This is a genomic window from Streptomyces inusitatus (assembly GCF_014651115.1).
GTDB classification, from domain to species: Bacteria; Actinomycetota; Actinomycetes; order Streptomycetales; family Streptomycetaceae; genus Streptomyces; species Streptomyces amakusaensis.
This window is the reverse complement of the sequence record NZ_BMWG01000001.1, coordinates 754,841-775,184: the sequence shown is the minus strand read 5'-3', so window position 1 is coordinate 775,184 and position 20,344 is coordinate 754,841. Positions and strand designations below refer to the sequence as shown.

Here is a 20,344-nt window from a genome sequence, read left to right as displayed (position 1 = left end):
AGCTCAAAAGCTCAAGAGCTCAAAAGCTCGACCGGCTGTACGGAGGGCGCGCCCGCTCAGGTCTTACGAGACCTTGAGCAGCGCGTCCTCCCGCCATTTGAGGACCTTGTCGAAGCTGACCACCGCGCCGTGCCCCGGCCGGTTGCCGAAGTGCACATGGTCGGCGAGCTGCTCGATCAGACAGAGCCCGCGCCCGCTCTCGGCCATCGCCGGAACCTGCGCCCTGGTGTGCGCGCAGCCGGCGGGCCTGGCGGGAAAGCCCGGGCCCGAGTCGGCCACCTCGATACGGCACTTCTCGCCGTCCAGATACGCGGTGACCCGGTACGCCCCCGAGGTCCCGCCCTGGCCGTGGCCGCCGCCGTGCTCCACCGCGTTGGCGCAGGCCTCGCTGAGGGCCACGGAGAGATCGAAGCAGATGTCGGAATCGACTCCCGCGGTCTCCATCGTGCCGAGCAGCAGGCGGCGCGCGAGCGGAATGCTGGCAGCTTCGCGCCGCAAGTGGAGAGACCACCAGATGCTCATGCTCCAGCCTCCTGGCTGCGGCTCGACATACCGATACGTATTGCCACCGGAGACGGTCGGTAAGCACGGAGCGGCGGTGATTGCGCTCATTCGGCCGACGCTCGCGACCGGTACGGCGGTGCGGGGCTCCCGCGCGACGCCACGGCCGGGCCTGCCGTATCACGGCCGGGGGCGCAGTGGGATGATGTCCCGGCCATGTCGTCCCTGTCGTCCCCACCGACTCCGCCGGGGCTCTTCGGTCCCCGCGCCGGAGCCGGCCCACGGCTGCTGAGGGCCGCGGTGTTCACCGCGGTCTGCGTCGCGCTGTCCGCGACGGGGCACGCGCTGGCCGCCTGCGCGGCCGTGCCCTGGTGGACGCTGCTCGCCGGGTTCGCCGGGATGTTCGTCCTCGTACTGCCCTTCACGGGCCGGACGCGCTCGCTGCCGTCGATCACCCTCGCGCTGGGGCTGGGGCAGCTGGCCCTGCACTCGCTGTTCGGACTCGGCCAGCAGCACGAGCTGCGGCTGCCGCCGACCGCCGACGACATGCTGATCAGGATGGCCGCGAAGCTGACCTGCGGGGCGGGCGCGGCCTCGCTCTCCCCGTCCGAGGCGCACCAGATCGTCACCCTGGCCGGGCTGAACCCGCCCGCGCACACCGCGCAACCGGTGGCCCGGCCCGAGCTGCTGCCCTCCCTCCCCATGCTGCTGGCCCATCTGCTGGCCGCGCTCGCGACCGGCTGGCTGCTGCGGCGCGGGGATCTGGCGCTGACCCGGCTCGCCGGGCTGTCCGCCCGCTCCGCGCGGGAGGTCGCGGCGGCGTCCGACGCCGCCCGGCTGCGCCCGCTGCGGATCGCGCTCGCGCTGGTACGGGCGCTGTGCGCCGGTCTCGTACGCACGTCCCTCGACGCGGCGCGCGCCCGGCGCGGCACGGACGATCCTCCTCCGCCCCGGGCGGGAGAGGCGCTTCAGCACACGGTGATCAGGCGTGGGCCGCCCGCGCGGTTCGTCCTCGCAGCCTGACACGGCCGACTCGACGGGAGCGCGGCCGTGGTGCCGCGCGTTCTTCCTCCGTCCGGCACGTCCTCGTCCCTCCTCACCGTGGAGTGTCTTCGTCATGAGCGTCAACAGAGTCCAGAACGTTTCCGCCGCTTCCTCCGCTTCCTCCTCCGCCTCCTCGCGTTTCGCTGTGAGAGCCACGGCGACCGCCGCCGTCGCCGTCTCGGCCGTACTGCTGTTCTCCGGCACCGCCGCCGCGCACGTCAGCGTCCAGCCGCAGGGCGAGGCCGCCAAGGGCGGTTACGCGACGGTCAACTTCAAGGTCCCCAATGAGCGGGACAGCGCCTCCACCGTGAAGCTTGAGATCAGCATGCCGACCGAGCACCCGCTGGCCTCGGTGCTGCCGCAGCCCGTGCCGGGCTGGAAGGTGACGGTCAGCAAGTCGAAGCTGGCCAAGCCGATCGAGTCGCACGGCCGGCAGATCACCGAGGCGGTCTCCAAGGTGACCTGGACCGCCGACGGCTCCAAGATCGGGCCGGGGCAGTTCCAGCAGTTCCCCCTCTCGCTGGGTCAGCTGCCGGAGAACGCCGACCAGCTGGTCTTCAAGGCCCTCCAGACGTACGACAACAAGGAGGTCGTGCGCTGGATCGAGGCCCCGAAGGAGGGCACGGAGCCCGAGTCGCCCGCGCCGGTCCTGGAGCTGTCGGCAGCGGCCGACGACCACCACGGCACCCCGGCCGCCGACGACGCCAAGGACGGCTCGCACACCGAGGACGGCTCGCACGCCAAGGACTCCAAGGACGCCAAGGAGAGCGCGGCCTCGTCCTCCGACGACTCGGACTCCACCGCCCGTGTCCTGGCGGTCGTCGGAATCCTCGTCGGAGCCGTCGGCGTCGCCTTCGGCGTCCTGGCGGGCCGTCGGCGCTCCTCCTGACGGACCGCTTCGCCCACCCTTCCCCGTACTCAGATCTGGGATCTCTCGATGGTTAAGAAGACCGTGCCGGCCGCCGCCCTCGCCGTGGCCGCCGCACTCCTCCTGTCCGCCTGCTCCTCCGGCGAGAAGGACGCCGCCGCCAAGCCCTCCAACGACTCCGGCAGCATCGTGACCGACCTCTCCGGGCGCGACAAGGACGCCGCCGGAACCGTGCTGGACCGGCCGTACACCAAGCCGGACCTGGTGCTGACGGACACCAAGGGCAAGAAGTTCGATCTGCGCGAGCGGACCGCCGGCAAGCCGACGCTCGTCTTCTTCGGCTACACCAACTGCCCGGACGTCTGCCCGCTGACGATGAGCAATATCGCCATCGCCGAGAAGACGCTGCCCAAGGCCGACCAGGACAAGCTCCAGGTCGTCTTCGTGACGACGGACCCCGAGCGGGACACCCCCGCCGAGCTGGGCAAGTGGCTGCCCAGCGCCGGGGACGCGTCCTTCGTCGGGCTGAGCGGCGACTTCCCGACCATCCAGGCGGGGGCCCGTCAGATGGGCATCGGCATCGACGCGCCGAAGAAGCAGAAGGACGACACCATCGTCTCCATGCACGGCGCGCAGGTCGTCGCCTTCTCGCCGAAGACGGACAAGGGATACGTCCTCTACGGCGAGGACACCTCCTCCGACCAGTTCGCCAAGGATCTGCCCAAGCTCATCCGCGGGGAGAATCCGTGACCCCGACCACCCGCGGCGCGGCGGCGGGCGCCGTCGCGCTGGGCACGGCGCTGGCCCTGGCCCTGACCGGCTGCTCCGCGGAGGGCGAAGCGCCCGCTCCGGAGCTGAAGGTCGACGGCGCGTTCATGCCCCAGCCCGTCAGCGACATGGCCGCCGGGTTTCTGACCGTGCGCAACGACGGCGGGGCCGACCGGCTCACCTCCGTCACCAGCACCTTGTCCGATGATGTGACGATCCATGAGTCCAAGGACCAGAAGATGCGGAAGGTGGAGGCGTTCGACGTCCCCGCCGACGGCAGGCTGGACCTCGCGCGCGGTGGCAGTCACATCATGTTCATGGGGCTGAAGCAGCGGCCGAAGCAGGGCGAGAAGGTCCCCGTGAAGCTGCACTTCGAGAAGTCCGACCCGATCACGGTCGACCTTCCGGTCAAGGCGGCGACGCACAACCCCGCGAAACACTGAGGACGAGGGGACCGACCACGCCATGAAAGCCACCACCGCCCCGCACCTCGGCCCGAACCCGGCCCGGCACACGCCGGGGGCGACCTCCCCGCCGCGGGCGCTGCTCGCCGTGGCCGTGCTCCTGTGCACGGTCCTCGGCGCGCTGCTCACCGCCGCCGGGCCCGCGGCGGCCCACGCCGCCCTGACCGGGAGCGATCCAAAGGACGGGGCGGTGGTCGCCACCGCCCCGAAGGAAGTGAGTCTCACCTTCTCCGAGCAGATCGCCATGGGGAAGGACTCGATCCGGGTCCTCGGCCCCGGCGGTGAGCGCGCCGACCGCGCCACCGTCCGCGATCTCTCCCAGGACGGCACGGTCCGCTACGCGGTCGATCTCCGGACCGGTCTGTCCGACGGCACCTACACCGTCGCCTGGCAGGCGGTGTCGGCCGACAGCCACCCCGTCTCCGGCGCGTTCACCTTCTCCGTCGGCGCGCCCTCCGAGACCTCGGTCTCCCTGCCCTCCGGCGAGGCGGGCGGCGGGGCCGTCGGCCTCCTCTACGACATCGCCCGCTATGCCGCGTACACGGGCTTCACCCTGATGGTCGGCGCGGCCGCCTTCATCCTGCTCTGCTGGCGGCGCGGGGCCTCGGTCCGGCCGCTCCAGCGGCTCGTCGCGTACGGATGGGTGACGCTCACCGCCGCCACCCTCGCGATGCTGCTGCTGCGCGGCCCGTACACCCGCTCCGGCGGACTGTCGGACGTATTCGATCTGAGCGGGCTGCCCGCCGTCCTGGAGAGCAGGACGGGGGCGGCGCTGGTCTCCCGGCTGCTGCTGCTCGGCGCGGCCTCGCTGTTCATCGCGGTGCTCTTCGGGTCGTACGCGAAGCAGGAGCGGGCCGGCCTGCCGGGCCTTCCCGGGGAGGCGGCGCGGCAGAAGGACCTCACCTTCGGCCTCGCCGTCGGCGGCACCGTCGTCGCCACCGGGATAGCCGCCACCTGGGCGCTCTCCGAGCACGCCTCCACCGGGATCCAGACGGGGCTCGCGATGCCCCTCGACATCCTGCATCTGCTGGCCGTCGCCTGCTGGCTCGGCGGGCTCGCGGCGCTGCTGACCGCGCTGCACCGCGCGCCGTCGATCGAGGCCTCGGCGGTACGCCGGTTCTCACGGGTCGCCTTCATCAGCGTGGTCGTCCTGGCGGCGACCGGGATCTACCAGTCCTGGCGGCAGATCGGCTCGTGGTCGGCGCTGACCGGGACGCCGTACGGACAGCTCCTGCTGACCAAGGCCGTGCTGGTGGCGCTGATGGTCGGCGTCGCGTGGTTCTCCCGGAAGTGGACCGCCCGGCTCGGCGACGCCCCCGAACCGGCCGACGGACCCGACGCTCCGGACGCGCCCGAACCGGCCGGCGTCGCGGATCTCGTCTCTGTGCCCGCCGCCGCCGAAACCACCGGTACGGGTGGTTCGGCGGCCGAGGAGAAGGAGACGGGCGGCACCACCGCCCAGAGCGGCCCGGACGAGGCCCCCGAGCGGGTCGCGCAACTGGCCCGTCAGCGGGCCGCGCTGGACACCGCCCGCCTCAAGAAGGCGCGGGACGCCGACCCCGACCGCGCCGGACTGCGCCGTTCCGTGCTCGCCGAGGCGAGCGTCGCGGTGGTGGTGCTCGTGGTGACCACCGTGCTGACGGCGACCGAACCGGGCCGTACGACGGAGACCGCGGCGAAGGCGGGCGGCGGCGGGGCCCCGGCGGCGGCGCGGGGGCCCGCCGAGCTGAAGCTGCCGTTCGACACCGGCGGCCCGGACGGCCGGGGCACCGTGCGGCTGACCCTGGACCCGGCCCGCTCCGGCGGCAACGAACTGCATCTCCGGGTCGAGAGCCCGGACGGGAAGCCGATGGACGTCCCCGAGGCGAAGGTCTCCCTCACCCTGCGGGAGCAGCGGATCGGCCCGCTCCCGGTCACCGCCGAGCGACTGTCGGCGGGGCACTGGAGCGCGAAGTCGATCCAGATCCCGATGCCCGGGGAGTGGACGGTCCAGGTGACGGTCCGGACCTCCGACATCGACCAGACGACCATCGACGAGACCGTGAGGATCGGCTGAGCCGCTCATGAAAGCTGAGGCATTGAAGCAGCAGGCCGCGCGGCCGGAGAACCCCGGGCCGAGCGACGGCGGCCCCGGAGCCGCCGGGGCCGCCGGGGCCCCGGCTCCGGCGGGCGTCTCCAGGCGGCGGCTGCTCGGCACCGCCGGTGCGGCGGGCGCGGCCGGTCTGGCGCTGGGCGCGGCGGGCGGGGCCGCGGCGCACGCCGCCGCGGCCGACGCCGCCCCGACCGCGCTCAGCACGGTCGGCTCCGGTGTGGTCGCCTTCCACGGCGAGCACCAGCCCGGCATCACCACCGCGATGCAGTCCAGCGGCCATCTGATCGCCTTCGACCTGTCCCCCGGCGCGGGCCGCAAGGAGGCGGCGGCGCTGATGCGCCGCTGGTCGGCGCTGGCGGCGGAGCTGATGGCGGGCCGTCCGGCCTCCCGGGAGGACACCGGCGTCGCGCTGGACGCCGGTCCCTCCTCGCTGACCGTCACCTTCGGATTCGGCCGTACCTTCTTCGGGCGTACGGGGCTGACGGCCCGGCGGCCCGCCGGGCTCGACCCGCTGCCCCCCTTCTCCGCCGACCGGCTGGACCCCAGACGCTCGGAGGGCGATCTGTGGGTGCAGATCGGGGCGGACGACGGGCTGGTCGCCTTCCACGCGCTGCGCGCGATCCAGAAGGCGGCGGGGGACACGGCCCGGGTGCGCTGGCAGATGAACGGCTTCAACCGCGCGCCCGGCGCCACCGCCCGCCCGATGACCACCCGCAATCTGATGGGCCAGATCGACGGCACCAACAACCCCAAGCCCTCCGAGCCGGACTTCGACCGGCGGATCTTCGTTCCCGCAGGCACCGAGCACGGCTGGCTGACGGGCGGCTCCTACGCGGTCGTACGCCGTATCCGGATGCTGCTGGACGACTGGGAGCGCCTTTCGACCGCGAAGCAGGAGGGCGTCATCGGACGGCGGAAGTCCGACGGCGCGCCGCTGACCGGCGGCGGCGAGAGCACCCCGCTCGCCCTCGACGAGCTGGGTCCGGACGGGAAGCCGGTCATCGCGGCCAACGCGCACGCCCGGATCTCCGCCCCGGAGCAGAACGGCGGGGCCGCGATGCTGCGGCGGCCGTTCTCGTACCACGACGGCATCGGGGCCGACGGGACGCCGGACGCCGGTCTGCTCTTCATCTGCTGGCAGGCGGACCCGCTGCGCGGCTTCGTGCCGGTGCAGCGCAAGCTCGACCGGGGGGACGCGCTCTCGCCGTTCCTGCGCCACGAGGCGAGCGGGCTGTTCGTGGTGCCGGGCGGCGCGCGGGAGGGCGAGTACGTGGGCCAGCGGCTGCTGGAGTCCTGAGGAGGGCCGTGCGCGGGTAAGGGGCGGCCTCCCTTGCGGGCGCCCCTTACCCGCGTGGGCAGGGCCCTCGGCGCGCACTGGCGGGCCGCTGGCCGGCCGGTGGCGGTCGTCTGTCGGCGTACCGGTCCTGGGGTGTCCCCGGCCGCATTAGGGTGACCGTATGTCAGCCACGCGCTACACGTATCTGGGCCCCGAGGGCACCTTCACCGAGGCCGCCCTCCGTACGCTGCCGGAGGCCGCCACCCGGGAGCTCGTGCCGATGGTGTCCGTGCCCGCCGCGCTCGACGCCGTGCGCAACGGGGACGCCGCCGCCGCCCTCGTGCCGATCGAGAACTCCGTGGAGGGCGGTGTCACCGCGACCCTCGACGAGCTGGCGGCCGGCGAGCCGCTGATGATCTACCGCGAGGTGCTGCTGCCGATCGCCTTCGCGCTGCTGGTGCGCCCGGGCACCGAGCTGTCCTCGATCAAGACCGTGACCGGGCACCCGGTGGCCCAGCCCCAGGTGCGCAACTGGCTGCGGACGCATCTGCCGGACGCGCTGTGGGAGTCCGCCGCGTCGAACGCCGACGGCGCGCGGCTGGTGCAGGAGGGGAAGTACGACGCGGCCTTCGCGGGCGAGTTCGCGGCGGCCACCTACGGCCTGGAGCCGCTGGTGACCGAGATCCACGACGCGAAGAACGCGGAGACCCGGTTCGTCCTGGTGGGCAGGCCCGCCAGACCCGCCGCGCCGACCGGCGCGGACAAGACGTCCGTGGTCATCTGGCTGGGCGGGGACGACCGGCCGGGAGCACTGCTCGAACTGCTCCAGGAGTTCGCCGTGCGCGGCGTCAATCTGATGCTGATCCAGTCCCGGCCCACCGGAGCGGGCATCGGCAACTACTGCTTCGCCGTGGACGCGGAGGGACACATCTCCGAGCGTCGGGTCGCGGAGGCGCTCATGGGGCTGAAGCGGATCTGCCCGCAGGTGCGGTTCCTCGGCTCCTACCCCCGCGCGGGGGTGTCCCCCGAGGAGGTGGAGCCGCCGCGGCTGGGCACCTCGGACGAGGAGTTCACGGCGGCGTCGGACTGGCTGGTGCGCTCGATGGACGGCCGCGCCTGACCTCGGCCAACTGTCCTACCTGCTGATTTTCGGCATCCACAGAGTTATCCACAGGCTTTGTCCTCGACCTGGGGACAAGTCGACAACCCAAGCTCCACGACATCGACAAATCGGCCTGTTCACCCCACCCCTCTCCACAGGTCCGCCAGGGGTCCCGCCACCGTCTTGTCACCTTCTTTTCATTGATCAACTCTTTGGAGCGAGCAATTCCCACCCGAATGAGTGGGTGCGACGGGTTTGGGAGAGGAATCCCAGGCCCCGCGTGCCGGACGGTGAAAGATCACTCTCACCATCCACAACTTTTCCGCACAGGCTGTGGATAACTCTTCGGAAGTGCACATCCCTGTGGACAAGAGCGACCCAAGTCCCGCACTCCACAAGGGATAACGGTCAATTTCGGCCTCGGGCGACTGCCCCGTTCCAGCGAATGGGATGGTGTTTACTTGACGCTCCTCCCATTGATTCCGGATCACCTTCCCTTTCTTCGCAAAGTGCATCAATTGGGGCGAAAAGCCGCGCAAGGCTATAACGAGTGGCCGGGCGGAGAGTCCGCACCGGTAGCCTGGTGGGGTGATTGACCTTCGCCTGCTCCGTGAGGACCCCGACCGTGTCCGCGCCTCCCAGCGCGCCCGTGGAGAGGACGTCGACCTCGTCGACGCCCTGCTCTCCGCCGATGAGCGGCGCAGGTCGTCAGGGCTCCGCTTCGACGAGCTGCGCTCCGAGCAGAAGCAGCTCGGCAAGCTCATCCCCAAGGCCGCTCCCGAGGAGCGCGCCGAGCTGCTGAAGAAGGCCGAGCAGCTGAAGGCCGACGTCAAGGCCGCCGACGCCGAGCAGCACGAGGCCGACGAGGAGGCCCGCCGGCTTCTCCTCCTGCTGGGCAACATCGTCCACGAGGACGTTCCGGTCGGCGGCGAGGAGGACTTCGTCGTCCTGGAGACGCACGGCACCGTCCGCGACTTCGCGGCCGAGGGCTTCGAGCCCAAGGACCATCTGGAGCTGGGCGAGTCGCTGGGCGCCATCGACGTCGAGCGCGGCGCCAAGGTGTCGGGCTCGCGCTTCTACTACCTCACCGGTGTCGGGGCCCTGCTGGAGCTGGCGCTGGTCAACGCGGCGATCGCGCAGGCCACCGAGGCCGGCTTCATCCCGATGCTCACCCCGGCGCTGGTCCGCCCGCGCGCCATGGAGGGCACCGGCTTCCTCGGCCAGGCCGCGGAGAACGTCTACCACCTGGAGAAGGACGACTACTACCTGGTCGGCACCTCCGAGGTCCCGCTCGCCGCGTACCACATGGACGAGATCATCGAGGCCGAGAAGCTGCCGCTGCGGTACGCCGGCTTCTCCCCGTGCTTCCGCCGTGAGGCCGGGACGTACGGCAAGGACACCCGGGGCATCTTCCGTGTGCACCAGTTCGACAAGGTCGAGATGTTCTCGTACGTCGCCCCGGAGGACGCCGAGGCCGAGCACCTGCGGCTGCTGGAGTGGGAGAAGCAGTGGCTGACCAGCCTTGAGCTGCCCTTCCAGGTGATCGACGTGGCCACCGGCGACCTCGGCTCCTCCGCCTCCCGCAAGTACGACTGCGAGGCGTGGATCCCGACCCAGGGCAAGTACCGCGAGCTGACCTCGGCGTCGAACTGCGACAGCTTCCAGGCCCGCCGGCTGTCGGTCCGGATGCGCGAGAGCGCCGACGGCAAGAAGACGGTCCAGCCGCTGGCGACGCTGAACGGCACGCTCTGCGCCGTACCGCGCACCATCGTGGCCATCCTGGAGAACCACCAGCTGGCCGACGGCTCGGTGCGGGTGCCTCCGGTGCTCCGCCCCTACCTCGGCGGCCGGGAGATCCTGGAGCCGATCGCCAAGTGAGCCCCGCGCCCTCCTTCCCGTACCGGCTGATCGCCACCGACCTCGACGGCACCCTGCTGCGGAGCGACGGCACCGTCTCGCGGCGCACCCGCGAAGCGCTCGCCGCGGCCACCGCGGCGGGTGCCACGCACATCGTGGTGACCGGGCGCTCAGCGCCCTGGACCCGGCCGATACTGGACGATCTCGGGTACAAGGGGCTCGCGATCTGCGCGCAGGGCGCTCAGCTCTACCACGCGGGAGAGCGGCGGCTGCTGACCTCGCTGACCCTGGACCGGCAGCTCGCCGGGCTGGCCCTGGCCAAGCTGGAGGCGGAGGTCGGCCCGCTGCACCTCGCCGCCAGCCGGGACGGGCTCGACGGCGAGGTGCTGGTCAGCGCGGGATACGCGGTTCATGACGGCCCGCTCCCCCATGTCGCCCTCAGCGATCCGGCGGAGATCTGGGCGGCCCCGCTGAACAAGATCTACATCCAGCACCCCACCCTCGACGACGACGCCCTCGCCAAGGCGGGCAAGGAGACCGTCGGCGGTCTGGTGGATGTGGTGGTGGCCGGTCCGGGGATCGTGGAGATCCTCCCGCTGGGGCTCTCCAAGGCCACCGGGCTCTCCCTGGCCTCCCGTCGCCTCGGCCTTCGGGCGGCGGACACGATCGCCTTCGGCGACATGCCCAACGACATACCGATGTTCGGCTGGGCGGCCCGGGGAGTGGCGATGGCCAACGCCCACCCCGGTCTGAAGGCCGTGGCCACGGATGTGACCGCCGCCAATGACGAGGACGGCATCGCGCTCACCCTGGAAGCCCTGTTGCGGGGCTGACCCTCCGCGTACAAGGGGAAACGATTCCCCGGCCCCTCGCCCTCCGGCTCAGCCGGTGCGACGCCCCGGCGCGTCCGGCACCAGCCGGAAGTTGAAGACATGGGAGCCGAGCGCGCCCGCCACCCCGATGAAGAGCAGCGCCAGATGCTCCTGACCGCGCGCGGTGGCGATGCCTCCGAGGTCGGTACGGGAGTCCTCGGGCCAGCCGAAGTCGCCGAGCAGCCGCCCCACCCTCGCCTTCGCCCCGGCGTCGTCCCCGGAGAGGAAGACGGTGCTGGGGCCGGTGAGCCGGTCCGGCTCGACCATGACCGCCGCGTCCATGGTGCACAGGGTCTTCACCACCGGGGTGCCGGGAAGGGCCTCCTGAAGCTCTTCGGCGACGCTGGAGTTGGGGTGGGCGAGACCCAGGTCGGCGGTGAGCCCGACGGCGATGTCGAGCAGGATCTTCCCCTGGAGCGCCGACGCGAACGGCGCCAGCAGGGCGAGCGACTCGGTGCCGGGCGTGGCGTTGACGACGATGTCGCCGTGGGCGATGGCGTCCCCGACGGAGACGACGGGCAGACCCAGCCCCTCCCTGTCGCCGGGAGCGCGTGAACCGAGTACCACGTCATGGCCGACGGCGGCCGCCTTGGCGGCGACCGCACGCGCCACATTTCCCGTACCGATGAATCCGATGTTCGTCATGCCGGTGACGTTAGGCGCACCCACCGGGCCCGGCCATCGGTCAACAGGACCAGCCGGCAGGGGCCTTGGGCCTAATCCCCGAGCCGCACCCCCGAACTCCCTCTGAACCAGGTCTCCATGAGGATCCCCTAGGGGATGCCCCGGGTGGGACGCGCGTCGGCCCCCGTCCCCCGGGCGGGGGAAGCGGGGGCCGACGCCGGGCGCGAGGGAGTCCTACTCCTCGCCGGCGAGCTTCAGCACGCGCAGTTTCCGTCCCGCGTACCAGGTCGCGAGGGTGGTGACGGAGGCCAGCAGCACGATCGCGAGCGGCAGTCCGACGTCCGAGCCGACCAGCCCCTCGCCCGCGATGTCCTCGGCGAGGGCGAGCGCCCACTGCTGCACGCTCAGGGTGCGCGCGCCCTCGACCAGGCTGCCGAAGACGCTCTCCCAGACGATGGCGTAGATGAGGCCGATGACGACCGCGTTCCTGCTGACCGTGCCGAGCAGCAGGAAGACGGCGCTGTAGGCGATCGAGGCGACGAGCGCCGCCACGGTGTAGGCGATGGCGATCTGCTGGCCGTTGCCGTTGAGGACGAAGCCGGCGATGAGCATCGGGATCGCGGAGAAGGCCATCGTCACGGCGATCGCGACGATCAGCTTGGTGAAGATGATGCTGGAGCGTTTCAACGGCTTGGAGAGCAGATAGACGATCGAGCCGTCGTCGATCTCGGGTCCGATGGCGCCGGTGCCGGCGATCACACCGATCAGCGGCACCATCGCGGCGATGCCGAATCCGCCGAGCAGACTGGCGGCGATCTGATCGTCCGCGCCGTTGAAGCTGCGGACGGCGACCGCCATGACCAGCAGCAGGGCGGGGAGGATGAACAGGATCGCCGCGCGCCGCCTGCCGAGCACGGCCCGGTAGGTGAGCCGGGCGACTGTGGGGTTGTACATGACGTCACAGCTCCTTTCAGGCCGATACGAGGTAGGAGAAGACCGATTCGAGCGATTCGTCCGAGGGGGAGACCGTCAGCAGACGGATCGACCGCTCACGGGCCACCCGGGGCAGCAGCTGGGTGAAGCGTCCGAAGTCGACGGCCTGGACGCGCAGTCCGCCCTCGGTGAGATCCACCTCGATCCCGGCCGTGGACGGGTCGGCGATCAGCGCGGCGGCGAGCGCCCGGTCGTCGCTGGAGCGTACGAGATAGCGGTGCGGCCGGTCCGTCATCAGCCTGCGGATCTTGCGGAAGTCGCCGGACGCGGCGTGGCGTCCGGCCACGATCACCTCGATGTGCGAGGCGAGCTGCTCGACCTCCTCCAGGATGTGCGAGGAGAAGAGCACGGTCCGGCCCGTCGCGCCCATCCGCCGCAGCAGATCCATCAGCTGCATGCGCTGGCGCGGGTCCATGCCGTTGAAGGGCTCGTCGAGCAGCAGCACGGACGGGTCGTGGACCAGGGCGGACGCCATCTTCACGCGCTGGCGCATGCCCTTGCTGTAGGTCGATATCGCGCGGTCCTGGGCGTACTCCATCTCGACGGTGGCGAGCGCGGCCTGCGCCTGGCGCGCCCCCAGCCCGTGGAGTTCCGCGTTGGCGACGACGAATTCGCGGCCGGTCAGGAAGTCGTACATCGCCTCCCGCTCCGGTACGACGCCGATCTGCCGGTAAACGGACTCATTGCGCCAGATCGGCGCGCCGTCGAGGGTGACAGCGCCGGTGGAGGGGGCGAGGAAGCCGCCCATCATATTGATGAGCGTGGACTTTCCCGCGCCGTTGGGCCCGAGGAGGCCGGTGACGCCGGGGCCCACGGTCATGGTGACGTCGTTGACGGCCACGACGTTTCCGAACCACCGCGAGGTGTGCTCGATATTGATGGTGGTCACAGCCCGGCCTTCCGGTAGCGGCGCATCAGGACGGCGTACGAACCGGCGATGAGCGCGAGGACGGTCAGCAGATAGATCACGCCGACTCCGGTCCCCGGGCCCTGGCCGCCCGGGAAGCCCGAGACGGCTCCGAGGAAGGCGGTCTGCACACCGTCGATCAGGGTGGTCGGCGAGAAGAGGCCGAACCACTCGATGACATCGAGGGCGTCGGTGGCCCGGGCGATCTCCTGGATCACGGTGACCGCGACGGAGGTGATCGTCAGGGTCGCGATGATGGCGGCGACGCCGAAGCCCCGCCGGGGGGTCAGCGCCGCGAGCACCAGGGCGATGCCGCCGAAGAGCACGGACATCAGCGCCACGGAGACCAGGCCCTGGCCGAATCCGGCGGCCTGGTCGGAGAAGTCCATCTTGGCGAGCAGCGAGCCCGCGAAGAGGATCACCAGGGGGATGCCGGTGAGGATGAACAGCGCGGACGCCATCGCGGCGAATTTGGCGAGTACGTAGTCGGACCGCTCGATCGGGCGTGAGAAGTACAGCGGCACCGTCTTGAACCTCAGGTCGCGGGAGACGGACTGCGGCGCCTGGGAGGCGAGGTAGAGGCCGATGATCGGCTGAGTGAAGATCGCGTACGAGGTGTATTCGAGCGGCAGCCCTTTGGCCTTGGTGGCCACGGCGACCGCGACGACGATCGCCGCCGGTACGCACATCAGCGCGAAGAGGATCATCGGCAGCACCTTGGACTTGGCCGAGCGGCCGAGTCCGTACGCGCCGCGCAGGGACTGCGAGTACAGCGAGCGGCGCACATAGGCGCGGCCGAGCCGGCGTCCCTCGTAGTTGCGGTATCCGATGTTGTGGATACGGGTGGTCTCGGGGGCGGGCCCCGGGGTGTGCGTGCTCATCGGGCCTGCGCCTCCGTCGACTGGTCCGTGCCCTGGCCCGCGACTTGGTCCGGGACCTGGCCCACGGCCTGGTCCGCGGCCTGGTCCACGCCACGCTCCGCGCCCCGGTCCGCGCCGCCGGGGCGGAAGACCTCCGCGATGTGGTGGCGTCGCTGTTCCATGCGGACGAGACCGAGGCCGAGGCCGGCCACGGTGTCGCGGACCGTGTCGTAGGTCTCCTCGCCCGCCGCTTCGAGGAGGAGGACATGGCCCGCTCCGGGGAGTCCCTCCTCGGTGCCCGCGTGGAGGGTGATTCCCGCCGCGGTGAGCTTGTCGCGGAGCGCGGCGGTGCCGTCGGGGTGTTCGTCGCTGTCGGTGACCTCGACGGCGAGGGTGGTGGTGATCCGGGTGAAGTCGCTGGTGGAGCTGGAGCGCAGCAGTGAGCCGCCGTCGATGACGACGACATGGTCACAGGTGCGTTCGAGTTCGCCGAGCAGATGGGAGGTGACCAGGACCGATATGCCGAAGTCGGTGTGGATGCGGCGGATCAGTCCGAGCATCTCGTCCCGGCCGACCGGGTCGAGTCCGTTGGTGGGCTCGTCCAGGAGGACCAGCCGGGGGTCGTGGACCAGCGCCTGGGCGAGTTTGACCCGCTGCTTCATGCCGGTCGAGTAGCCGCCGATGGGCCGGTAGCGCTCTTCGTAGAGGCCGACGTGGCGCAGGGTGTCCGCGGTGCGCTCACGGGCGGCGGCCGGGGGCAGTCCTGACATGCGCGCCATGTGGACGACGAACTCGGTGGCCGAGACGTCGGGCGGCAGACAGTCGTGCTCGGGCATGTAGCCCACCTGCTCACGGATGGCGGCGCCGCTGGTGGCGACGTCGAGGCCGAGCACGGCGGCCCGGCCCTCCGTGGCGGGCGACAGCCCCAGAAGAATCTTGATCAATGTCGACTTGCCGGCTCCGTTGGCGCCCACCAGACCGGTCACGCCCGGTCCGATGTCCAAGGAGAGCCGGTCAAGAGCGGTCACCCGTGGGTACCGCATGCTGAGGCTTTCGGTCACGATCACAGTCACGTTCCGACCGTAGTGGTGCCCGGAAAATCAGACGTCAGCCTGGACGGCTGGATCGGTGTGCGACTCCAGGAGTACACCCCCTAGGGAGTCGGTCACGGACCGGATACGAAAGAGAACAGGGTCCGGGTACGAAAGGCTCGGCCGGGTTTTCCACAGGCGGCTCGCCGGCCCTTGACTCGGCCGTCGCGCATTGTCACATTCATCAGTGTCACGTTGTGGTCGCGCACCGTGCGCGGCAAGGGAGTTGGGAGACGGCGTGAGTCTTCGGGACGCGCGAGAGCGCTGGGTCCGTACGGGCGGAATCGAGCTGTGCGTCGCCGAGCTGGGCGATGCCGCGCGGCCCACGGTCGTCCTCGTCCACGGCTATCCGGACAGCAAAGAGGTGTGGTCCGAGGTCGCCGTGCGCCTGGCCGACCGCTTTCACGTGGTCCTGTACGACGTCCGGGGCCACGGCCGCTCGTCCGCGCCGAAGCCGCTGCGCGGCGGCTTCACCCTGGAGAAGCTGACGGACGACTTCCTCGCGGTCGCGGACGCGGTCAGCCCGGAGCGGCCGGTGCATCTGGTGGGCCACGACTGGGGATCGGTGCAGTCCTGGGAGTTTGTGACGGTCGAGCGCGCCAAGGGCCGCATCGCCTCGTTCACCACGATCTCCGGACCGTCCCTCGATCACTTCGGGCACTGGGTCAAGAAGCGGACGGCCCGGCCGACGCCCCGCCGGATCGGCCAGCTGATCGGCCAGGGCGCGAAGTCCTGGTACGTTCTCGCGCTCCAGACCCCGGGCCTGCCCGAGCTGGCCTGGCGCGGCCCGCTGGGCAGACGGTGGCCGGGGACGCTGGAGCGGCTGGAGGGCATCCCCCGGGGCGACTATCCGACGGCTTCGCTGCGGCGGGACGCCACGCACGGGGCCTGGCTCTACCGCGACAATGTCCGGTCCCGGCTGAGCCGCCCGCGCACCGACGCGTACGCCCACGCCCCGGTGCAGCTGATCACCCCGACCGGCGATGTCTTCCTCTCCGAGCGGCTCTACGACGAGCTGGACCGCTGGGCACCCGGGCTGATCCGGCGCACGGTGGCGGCGAAACACTGGGTGCCGCGCACCCGGCCGGATCGGATCGCCGCCTGGATCGGCGACTTCGCCCTGGCCCAGGAGGAGGGCGGCGGCCCGGCGGCCCGGGAGGCGACCGCCGGGCCGCCGCCCTCCGCCCGGTCGCGGTACGCCGAGCGGTACGCCGAGCGGTTCGGCGGCCGGCTCGTGCTGGTCACCGGCGCGGCCGGCGGGATCGGGCGGGCCACCGCCCTCGCCTTCGCGGCGGCCGGGGCCCGGATCGTGGCGGTGGACCGCGACGAGGACGGCGCGGCGGACACGGCGGAGCGGTGCCGGCGGGCCGGCGCGCCCGGGGCCTGGGCCGAGACGGCTGACGTCGCCGAAGCGGAGGCGATGGAGAAGCTGGCCGAGAAGGTCGCCTCGGCCCATGGCGTGGTCGACATCCTGGTGAACAACGCGGGCATCGGGATGGCGGGCCCCTTCCTGGAGACCCGCCCCGAGGACTGGAAGAGGGTCCTCGACGTCAATCTGTGGGGCGTCATCCACGGCTGCCGGCTCTTCGGCGGGCAGATGGCCGAGCGCGGCCGGGGCGGCCACATCGTCAACATCTCCTCCGCCGCCGCCTATCAGCCGACGAAGTCGCTGCCCGCCTACAGCGCCTCGAAGGCGGCGGTGCTGATGCTCAGCGCCTGTCTGCGGGCGGAGCTGGCGGGGCGGGGCATCGGGGTCACGGCGATCTGCCCGGGCATCGTCACTACCAACATCACCGCCACCACACGGTTCGTCGGGGTCGACGCGGCGGAGGAGCGGCGGCTGCGGATGAGGTCCACCCGGCTGTACCAGCGGCGGAACTACCCGCCGGAGAAGGTCGCGGAGGCGATTCTGCGGGCCGTGGCGCGAAACCGGGCGGTGGTGCCGGTGACACCGGAGGCCCGGGGCTCGCTGTTCCTGTCCCGCTTCGCGCCCCGCGTCCTGCGCGCGGTGGCGCGGGTGAACCCGCCGAGGTGAGAGCCGAGGGGGCTGATGTGGCCGGGGAGTCGGTCGCCGAGTACCGGATAGAGGATCTGGCGCACCACAGCGGTGCCACGGTCCGGACGATCCGCGCCTACCAGGATCGCGGGCTGCTGCCGAGGCCCGAGCGGCGCGGCCGGTCCAATGTGTACGGGCCGGCGCATCTGGCCCGGCTCGGGCGGATAGCCGAGCTGCTCGACCGGGGCTACACCCTGGCCTCGATCAAGGAGCTGCTGACGGCGTGGGACGCGGGGCGCGATCTGGGCGGAGTCCTCGGTCTGGCCGCCGAGGTCCACGGCCCGTGGACGGACGAGGAGACGGAGTGCGTCACCCGGGCGGAGCTGGCGGACGCCTTCGGCGGGACGGTCGACGAGGCGGCCCTCGCGGAGGCGGTGGAGCTGGGGGTGCTGGAGCCGATACCCGGGCGGGTCGACGCCTTCGCGGTGCCGAGCCCGCAGGAGCTGGCGGTAGCGGCGGAGTTGCACACGGCAGGCGTCCCGCTGTCCGCGATCTCCGCCCAGCTGCGGGAGCTTCGCGGGCAGGTGGAGCACATGGCCGCCCGTTTCCTGGAGTTCACCGGCGAGTATGTCTTCGACCGCTTCCCCGGCCATCGGCCGCCCACCCAGGAGGACGCGGCCAGGGCGGCGGACCTGGTCCGGCGGCTGCGCCCGCTCGCCCGGCGCGCGGTCGACGCCGAACTGGCGCGCGCCATGCGGACCTTCGCCACCCGTGACCTCCAGCGGCGTCTGACCCCGGACGCCGCCGTACCGCCGACCCCCGGGCCCTGCTCGGTGACGCTGCCGCCGGAGACGATCCGGGCGGTACGGGAGCTGGTTGGCGATCAGCACCTGAGCGCTTTCATCGCGGCCGCCGCCGAACGGGAGGTACGCGCAAGGATCATGGACACCCTGGCCGCAAGCGAGCCCCCGGCAGGGGGTGTTGGTCAACCCGGCTGAAGCCGTCCCGGAGTTGTCCACAGAACCGCCAATTACCCTGTGGATAAAGCGAGTTCTCTGTGGACCAAACCTCCGGGGCGGAAATTCTTCAACAAAAAACGATCACCGGTCGGCCGGTCGCCCGGCTCTTCGAACCACTCGGCTCGGCGGCTCAGCGGCTCAGCTGTCCGAGCGCCTCGGTCGCGATCCGCTCGAAGACCGTCTCGTCCGCGGCGAAGTCCGTGTCCGGGATCGGTGCGTGGATCGCGATCTCCGTGAAGCCCAGCTCGAAGTGCCGGCCCGCGAAGTCCACGAAGGCGTCCAGCGAACGCATCGGGGCGTCCCGGTCCGGGGTGAAGCCGGTGAGCAGGATCTTCTCCAGCTCCGCCATGTCCCGGTCCGCCTCCGCGCACGCCTTGCCGAGCCGGGCGAGCTGTCCCCGCAGCGCCTCCCGGGAGTCCTCCGGGGTGCCCGTCTCGAAGATCGCCGGATCCCCCGTGGTCACCCACGCCTGCCCGTACCGCGCCGCGAGCCGCATTCCGCGCGGCCCGTTCCCCGCCACCGCGAAGGGCAGCCGGGGCCGCTGCACACAGCCGGGGAGATTCCGCGCCTCGACCGCCGAGTAGAACGCCCCCTCGCTGGTCACGGAGGGCTCGGTCAGCAGCCGGTCCAGCAGCGGCAGAAACTCGCCGAAGCGGTCCGCCCGCTCCCTCGGCGTCCACGCCTCCTGCCCCAGGGCCGTCGCGTCGAAGCCGGTGCCTCCCGCGCCGATGCCGAGCGTGAACCGGCCGCCCGAGACATCGTCCAGCGAGATCAGTTCCTTGGCGAGGGTCACCGGATGGCGGAAGTTCGGCGAGGTGACCAGGGTGCCCAGCCGTATCCGCTCGGTCGCCCCGGCCGCCGCGGTGAGCGTGGGGACCGCGCCGTACCAGGGGCCGTCGCGGAAAGTGCGCCACGACAGATGGTCATAGGTGTAGGCGGTGTGGAAGCCGAGCCGCTCGGCGCGCAGCCACTGGTCACGGCCGCCGTCGAGCCAGCGGCGGACGGGAAGGATCACGGTGCTCAGACGCATGCGTTCGAGCGTACGCGGCCCCTGTGCGCCCCTGTGCTCCCGCAGCCCACTCATATGTGCTCCCTACCGCACTCACGTGCGAGGAGTGCGGGAGAATGGAGCGGTGACCTCAGCTACCGATCCCCAGCCCGTGGCCCCAGTCGTCCCCCGGCTGATCGCCACCGATCTGGACGGCACCCTGCTGCGCGACGACAAGTCCGTGTCGCCGCGCACCGTCGCCGCCCTCGCCGCGGCCGAGGAGGCCGGGATCGAGGTCTTCTTCGTCACCGGACGCCCGGCCCGCTGGATGAGCGTCGTCAGCGGCCATGTCCACGGGCACGGCCTGGCGATCTGCGCCAACGGCGCGGCCGTGGTCGATCTGCACGCGGGCGGAAAGGTGCTGAAGGTCCAGGCCCTGGAGCGGGAGACCGCCCTCGGCGTCGTCCACGCCCTGCGGGAGGCCACCCCCGGCGTCTCCTTCGGCGTCGAGACGACCGCGGGCTTCCACCACGAGCCGACCTACCCGCCGCTGCACGGCTTCGCCCCCGGCACCATCGTCTCGGTCGCCGAGAAGCTGCTGGAGGAGGACCGCCCCGGCTCCGGAGCCCCGGTGCTCAAGCTCCTCGCCCACCACGGGGAGCTGGACCCCGACGCCTTCCTCACCCGGGCCAGGGCCGCCGCGGGCCCGCTCGCCGAGATCACCCGGTCCAGCCCGTGGGCCCTGCTGGAGATCAGCGGCCCGGGTGTGAGCAAGGCCGCCACCCTGGCGCTCTGCTGCGCCGAGCGCGGCATCTCCGCCGCCGAGGTCGTCGCCTTCGGCGACATGCCCAACGACATGGAGATGCTCACCTGGGCGGGCACCTCCTACGCGATGGGCAACGCCCACCCCGATGTGCTCGCCGCCGCCTCCGGCCGGACCGTCGCCAACAACGAGGACGGCGTCGCGGTCGTCATCGAGCAAATCCTGCGGGACCTCCCGCCGAAGAGCGCCTGAGCCGACC

Annotated in this window: 19 protein-coding genes; 12 read left to right on the top strand and 7 right to left on the bottom strand. The window is 71.6% G+C overall.

The window, feature by feature from the left end; translation table 11 throughout:
• Positions 1 to 63 precede the first annotated feature (63 nt).
• Positions 64 to 522: an ATP-binding protein gene (locus IE247_RS03445; RefSeq protein WP_190121308.1), complete on the bottom strand. Its 459-nt coding sequence runs from the start codon at positions 520 to 522 to the stop codon at positions 64 to 66.
• 195 nt (positions 523 to 717) lie between these two features.
• On the opposite strand from IE247_RS03445, the gene IE247_RS03440 reads away from it, so the two are divergent.
• The 9 genes from IE247_RS03440 (at position 718) to IE247_RS03400 (ending at position 10,805) form a co-directional block, all read left to right on the top strand.
• Positions 718 to 1,524, top strand: coding sequence for a hypothetical protein (locus IE247_RS03440; RefSeq protein ID WP_190121307.1), 807 nt, complete (start codon positions 718 to 720; stop codon positions 1,522 to 1,524).
• A gap of 94 nt (positions 1,525 to 1,618) precedes the next feature.
• Positions 1,619 to 2,434, top strand: coding sequence for a YcnI family copper-binding membrane protein (locus IE247_RS03435; protein ID WP_190121306.1), 816 nt, complete (start codon positions 1,619 to 1,621; stop codon positions 2,432 to 2,434).
• Between the two features lie 48 nt (positions 2,435 to 2,482).
• Positions 2,483 to 3,163 carry an SCO family protein gene (locus IE247_RS03430; RefSeq protein WP_190121305.1) on the top strand — a complete coding sequence of 227 codons (681 nt, stop codon included), beginning with the start codon at positions 2,483 to 2,485 and terminating at the stop codon, positions 3,161 to 3,163.
• Entirely contained in the window at positions 3,160 to 3,624 is a 465-nt protein-coding gene (locus IE247_RS03425; protein WP_190121304.1) for a copper chaperone PCu(A)C, read from the top strand. The genes IE247_RS03430 and IE247_RS03425 overlap by 4 nt, the downstream gene beginning before the upstream one ends.
• Positions 3,625 to 3,646: 22 nt before the next feature.
• Positions 3,647 to 5,701 (top strand): copper resistance protein CopC, encoded by a 2,055-nt coding sequence (locus tag IE247_RS03420; protein ID WP_190121303.1) that lies wholly within the window; start codon positions 3,647 to 3,649, stop codon positions 5,699 to 5,701.
• 7 nt (positions 5,702 to 5,708) lie between these two features.
• Positions 5,709 to 7,034 carry an iron uptake transporter deferrochelatase/peroxidase subunit gene (gene efeB, locus IE247_RS03415; protein ID WP_190121302.1) on the top strand — a complete coding sequence of 442 codons (1,326 nt, stop codon included), beginning with the start codon at positions 5,709 to 5,711 and terminating at the stop codon, positions 7,032 to 7,034.
• Between the two features lie 160 nt (positions 7,035 to 7,194).
• Positions 7,195 to 8,133 (top strand): prephenate dehydratase, encoded by a 939-nt coding sequence (gene pheA, locus IE247_RS03410; RefSeq protein ID WP_190121301.1) that lies wholly within the window; start codon positions 7,195 to 7,197, stop codon positions 8,131 to 8,133.
• A gap of 570 nt (positions 8,134 to 8,703) precedes the next feature.
• A complete protein-coding gene (gene serS, locus IE247_RS03405) occupies positions 8,704 to 9,993 on the top strand; it encodes a serine--tRNA ligase (RefSeq protein WP_190121300.1) in 1,290 nt (429 codons plus the stop codon).
• The gene (locus IE247_RS03400; RefSeq protein WP_190121299.1) at positions 9,990 to 10,805 is read left to right on the top strand and encodes an HAD family hydrolase; all 816 of its coding nucleotides are present in this window, start codon (positions 9,990 to 9,992) and stop codon (positions 10,803 to 10,805) included. The genes serS and IE247_RS03400 overlap by 4 nt, the downstream gene beginning before the upstream one ends.
• A gap of 48 nt (positions 10,806 to 10,853) precedes the next feature.
• On the opposite strand, the gene IE247_RS03395 is transcribed toward IE247_RS03400, so the two are convergent.
• The 5 genes from IE247_RS03395 to IE247_RS03375 form a co-directional block, all read right to left on the bottom strand.
• Positions 10,854 to 11,489 (bottom strand): NADPH-dependent F420 reductase, encoded by a 636-nt coding sequence (locus tag IE247_RS03395; protein WP_190121298.1) that lies wholly within the window; start codon positions 11,487 to 11,489, stop codon positions 10,854 to 10,856.
• A gap of 213 nt (positions 11,490 to 11,702) precedes the next feature.
• The gene (locus tag IE247_RS03390) at positions 11,703 to 12,422 is read right to left on the bottom strand and encodes an ABC transporter permease (protein ID WP_190121297.1); all 720 of its coding nucleotides are present in this window, start codon (positions 12,420 to 12,422) and stop codon (positions 11,703 to 11,705) included.
• A 16-nt stretch (positions 12,423 to 12,438) separates the two neighbouring features.
• Entirely contained in the window at positions 12,439 to 13,350 is a 912-nt protein-coding gene (locus tag IE247_RS03385; RefSeq protein ID WP_190121296.1) for an ABC transporter ATP-binding protein, read from the bottom strand.
• Positions 13,347 to 14,249, bottom strand: coding sequence for an ABC transporter permease (locus IE247_RS03380; RefSeq protein ID WP_190121295.1), 903 nt, complete (start codon positions 14,247 to 14,249; stop codon positions 13,347 to 13,349). The genes IE247_RS03385 and IE247_RS03380 overlap by 4 nt, the downstream gene beginning before the upstream one ends.
• Positions 14,246 to 15,271, bottom strand: coding sequence for an ABC transporter ATP-binding protein (locus IE247_RS03375; protein ID WP_229868588.1), 1,026 nt, complete (start codon positions 15,269 to 15,271; stop codon positions 14,246 to 14,248). The genes IE247_RS03380 and IE247_RS03375 overlap by 4 nt, the downstream gene beginning before the upstream one ends.
• Before the next feature lie 286 nt (positions 15,272 to 15,557).
• On the opposite strand from IE247_RS03375, the gene IE247_RS03370 reads away from it, so the two are divergent.
• Both IE247_RS03370 and IE247_RS03365 read left to right on the top strand, forming a co-directional pair.
• Complete coding sequence (locus tag IE247_RS03370) at positions 15,558 to 17,354, top strand: SDR family oxidoreductase (protein ID WP_190121294.1); 1,797 nt, start codon at positions 15,558 to 15,560, stop codon at positions 17,352 to 17,354.
• A gap of 17 nt (positions 17,355 to 17,371) precedes the next feature.
• Positions 17,372 to 18,313: a MerR family transcriptional regulator gene (locus IE247_RS03365; RefSeq protein WP_190121293.1), complete on the top strand. Its 942-nt coding sequence runs from the start codon at positions 17,372 to 17,374 to the stop codon at positions 18,311 to 18,313.
• A 151-nt stretch (positions 18,314 to 18,464) separates the two neighbouring features.
• Here IE247_RS03365 and IE247_RS03360 read toward each other — a convergent pair whose 3' ends face one another.
• A complete protein-coding gene (locus tag IE247_RS03360; protein ID WP_190121292.1) occupies positions 18,465 to 19,364 on the bottom strand; it encodes an LLM class flavin-dependent oxidoreductase in 900 nt (299 codons plus the stop codon).
• A gap of 103 nt (positions 19,365 to 19,467) precedes the next feature.
• Here IE247_RS03360 and IE247_RS03355 point away from each other — a divergent pair, with 103 nt between their 5' ends.
• Entirely contained in the window at positions 19,468 to 20,337 is an 870-nt protein-coding gene (locus tag IE247_RS03355) for a Cof-type HAD-IIB family hydrolase (RefSeq protein ID WP_229868524.1), read from the top strand.
• Positions 20,338 to 20,344 lie beyond the last annotated feature (7 nt).

Excerpts from the sequence above, each read along its gene's own strand:
- IE247_RS03395 (WP_190121298.1), bottom strand. The coding sequence starts at position 11,489 with ATGACGAACATCGGATTCATCGGTACGGGAAATGTGGCGCGTGCGGTC.
- IE247_RS03445 (WP_190121308.1), bottom strand. The coding sequence starts at position 522 with ATGAGCATCTGGTGGTCTCTCCACTTGCGGCGCGAAGCTGCCAGCATT.
- pheA (WP_190121301.1), top strand. The coding sequence starts at position 7,195 with ATGTCAGCCACGCGCTACACGTATCTGGGCCCCGAGGGCACCTTCACC.
- IE247_RS03435 (WP_190121306.1), top strand. The coding sequence starts at position 1,619 with ATGAGCGTCAACAGAGTCCAGAACGTTTCCGCCGCTTCCTCCGCTTCC.
- IE247_RS03430 (WP_190121305.1), top strand. The coding sequence starts at position 2,483 with ATGGTTAAGAAGACCGTGCCGGCCGCCGCCCTCGCCGTGGCCGCCGCA.
- IE247_RS03375 (WP_229868588.1), bottom strand. The coding sequence starts at position 15,271 with ATGCGGTACCCACGGGTGACCGCTCTTGACCGGCTCTCCTTGGACATC.
- IE247_RS03360 (WP_190121292.1), bottom strand. The coding sequence starts at position 19,364 with ATGCGTCTGAGCACCGTGATCCTTCCCGTCCGCCGCTGGCTCGACGGC.
- IE247_RS03420 (WP_190121303.1), top strand. The coding sequence starts at position 3,647 with ATGAAAGCCACCACCGCCCCGCACCTCGGCCCGAACCCGGCCCGGCAC.
- efeB (WP_190121302.1), top strand. The coding sequence starts at position 5,709 with ATGAAAGCTGAGGCATTGAAGCAGCAGGCCGCGCGGCCGGAGAACCCC.
- IE247_RS03380 (WP_190121295.1), bottom strand. The coding sequence starts at position 14,249 with ATGAGCACGCACACCCCGGGGCCCGCCCCCGAGACCACCCGTATCCAC.
- IE247_RS03440 (WP_190121307.1), top strand. The coding sequence starts at position 718 with ATGTCGTCCCTGTCGTCCCCACCGACTCCGCCGGGGCTCTTCGGTCCC.
- IE247_RS03390 (WP_190121297.1), bottom strand. The coding sequence starts at position 12,422 with ATGTACAACCCCACAGTCGCCCGGCTCACCTACCGGGCCGTGCTCGGC.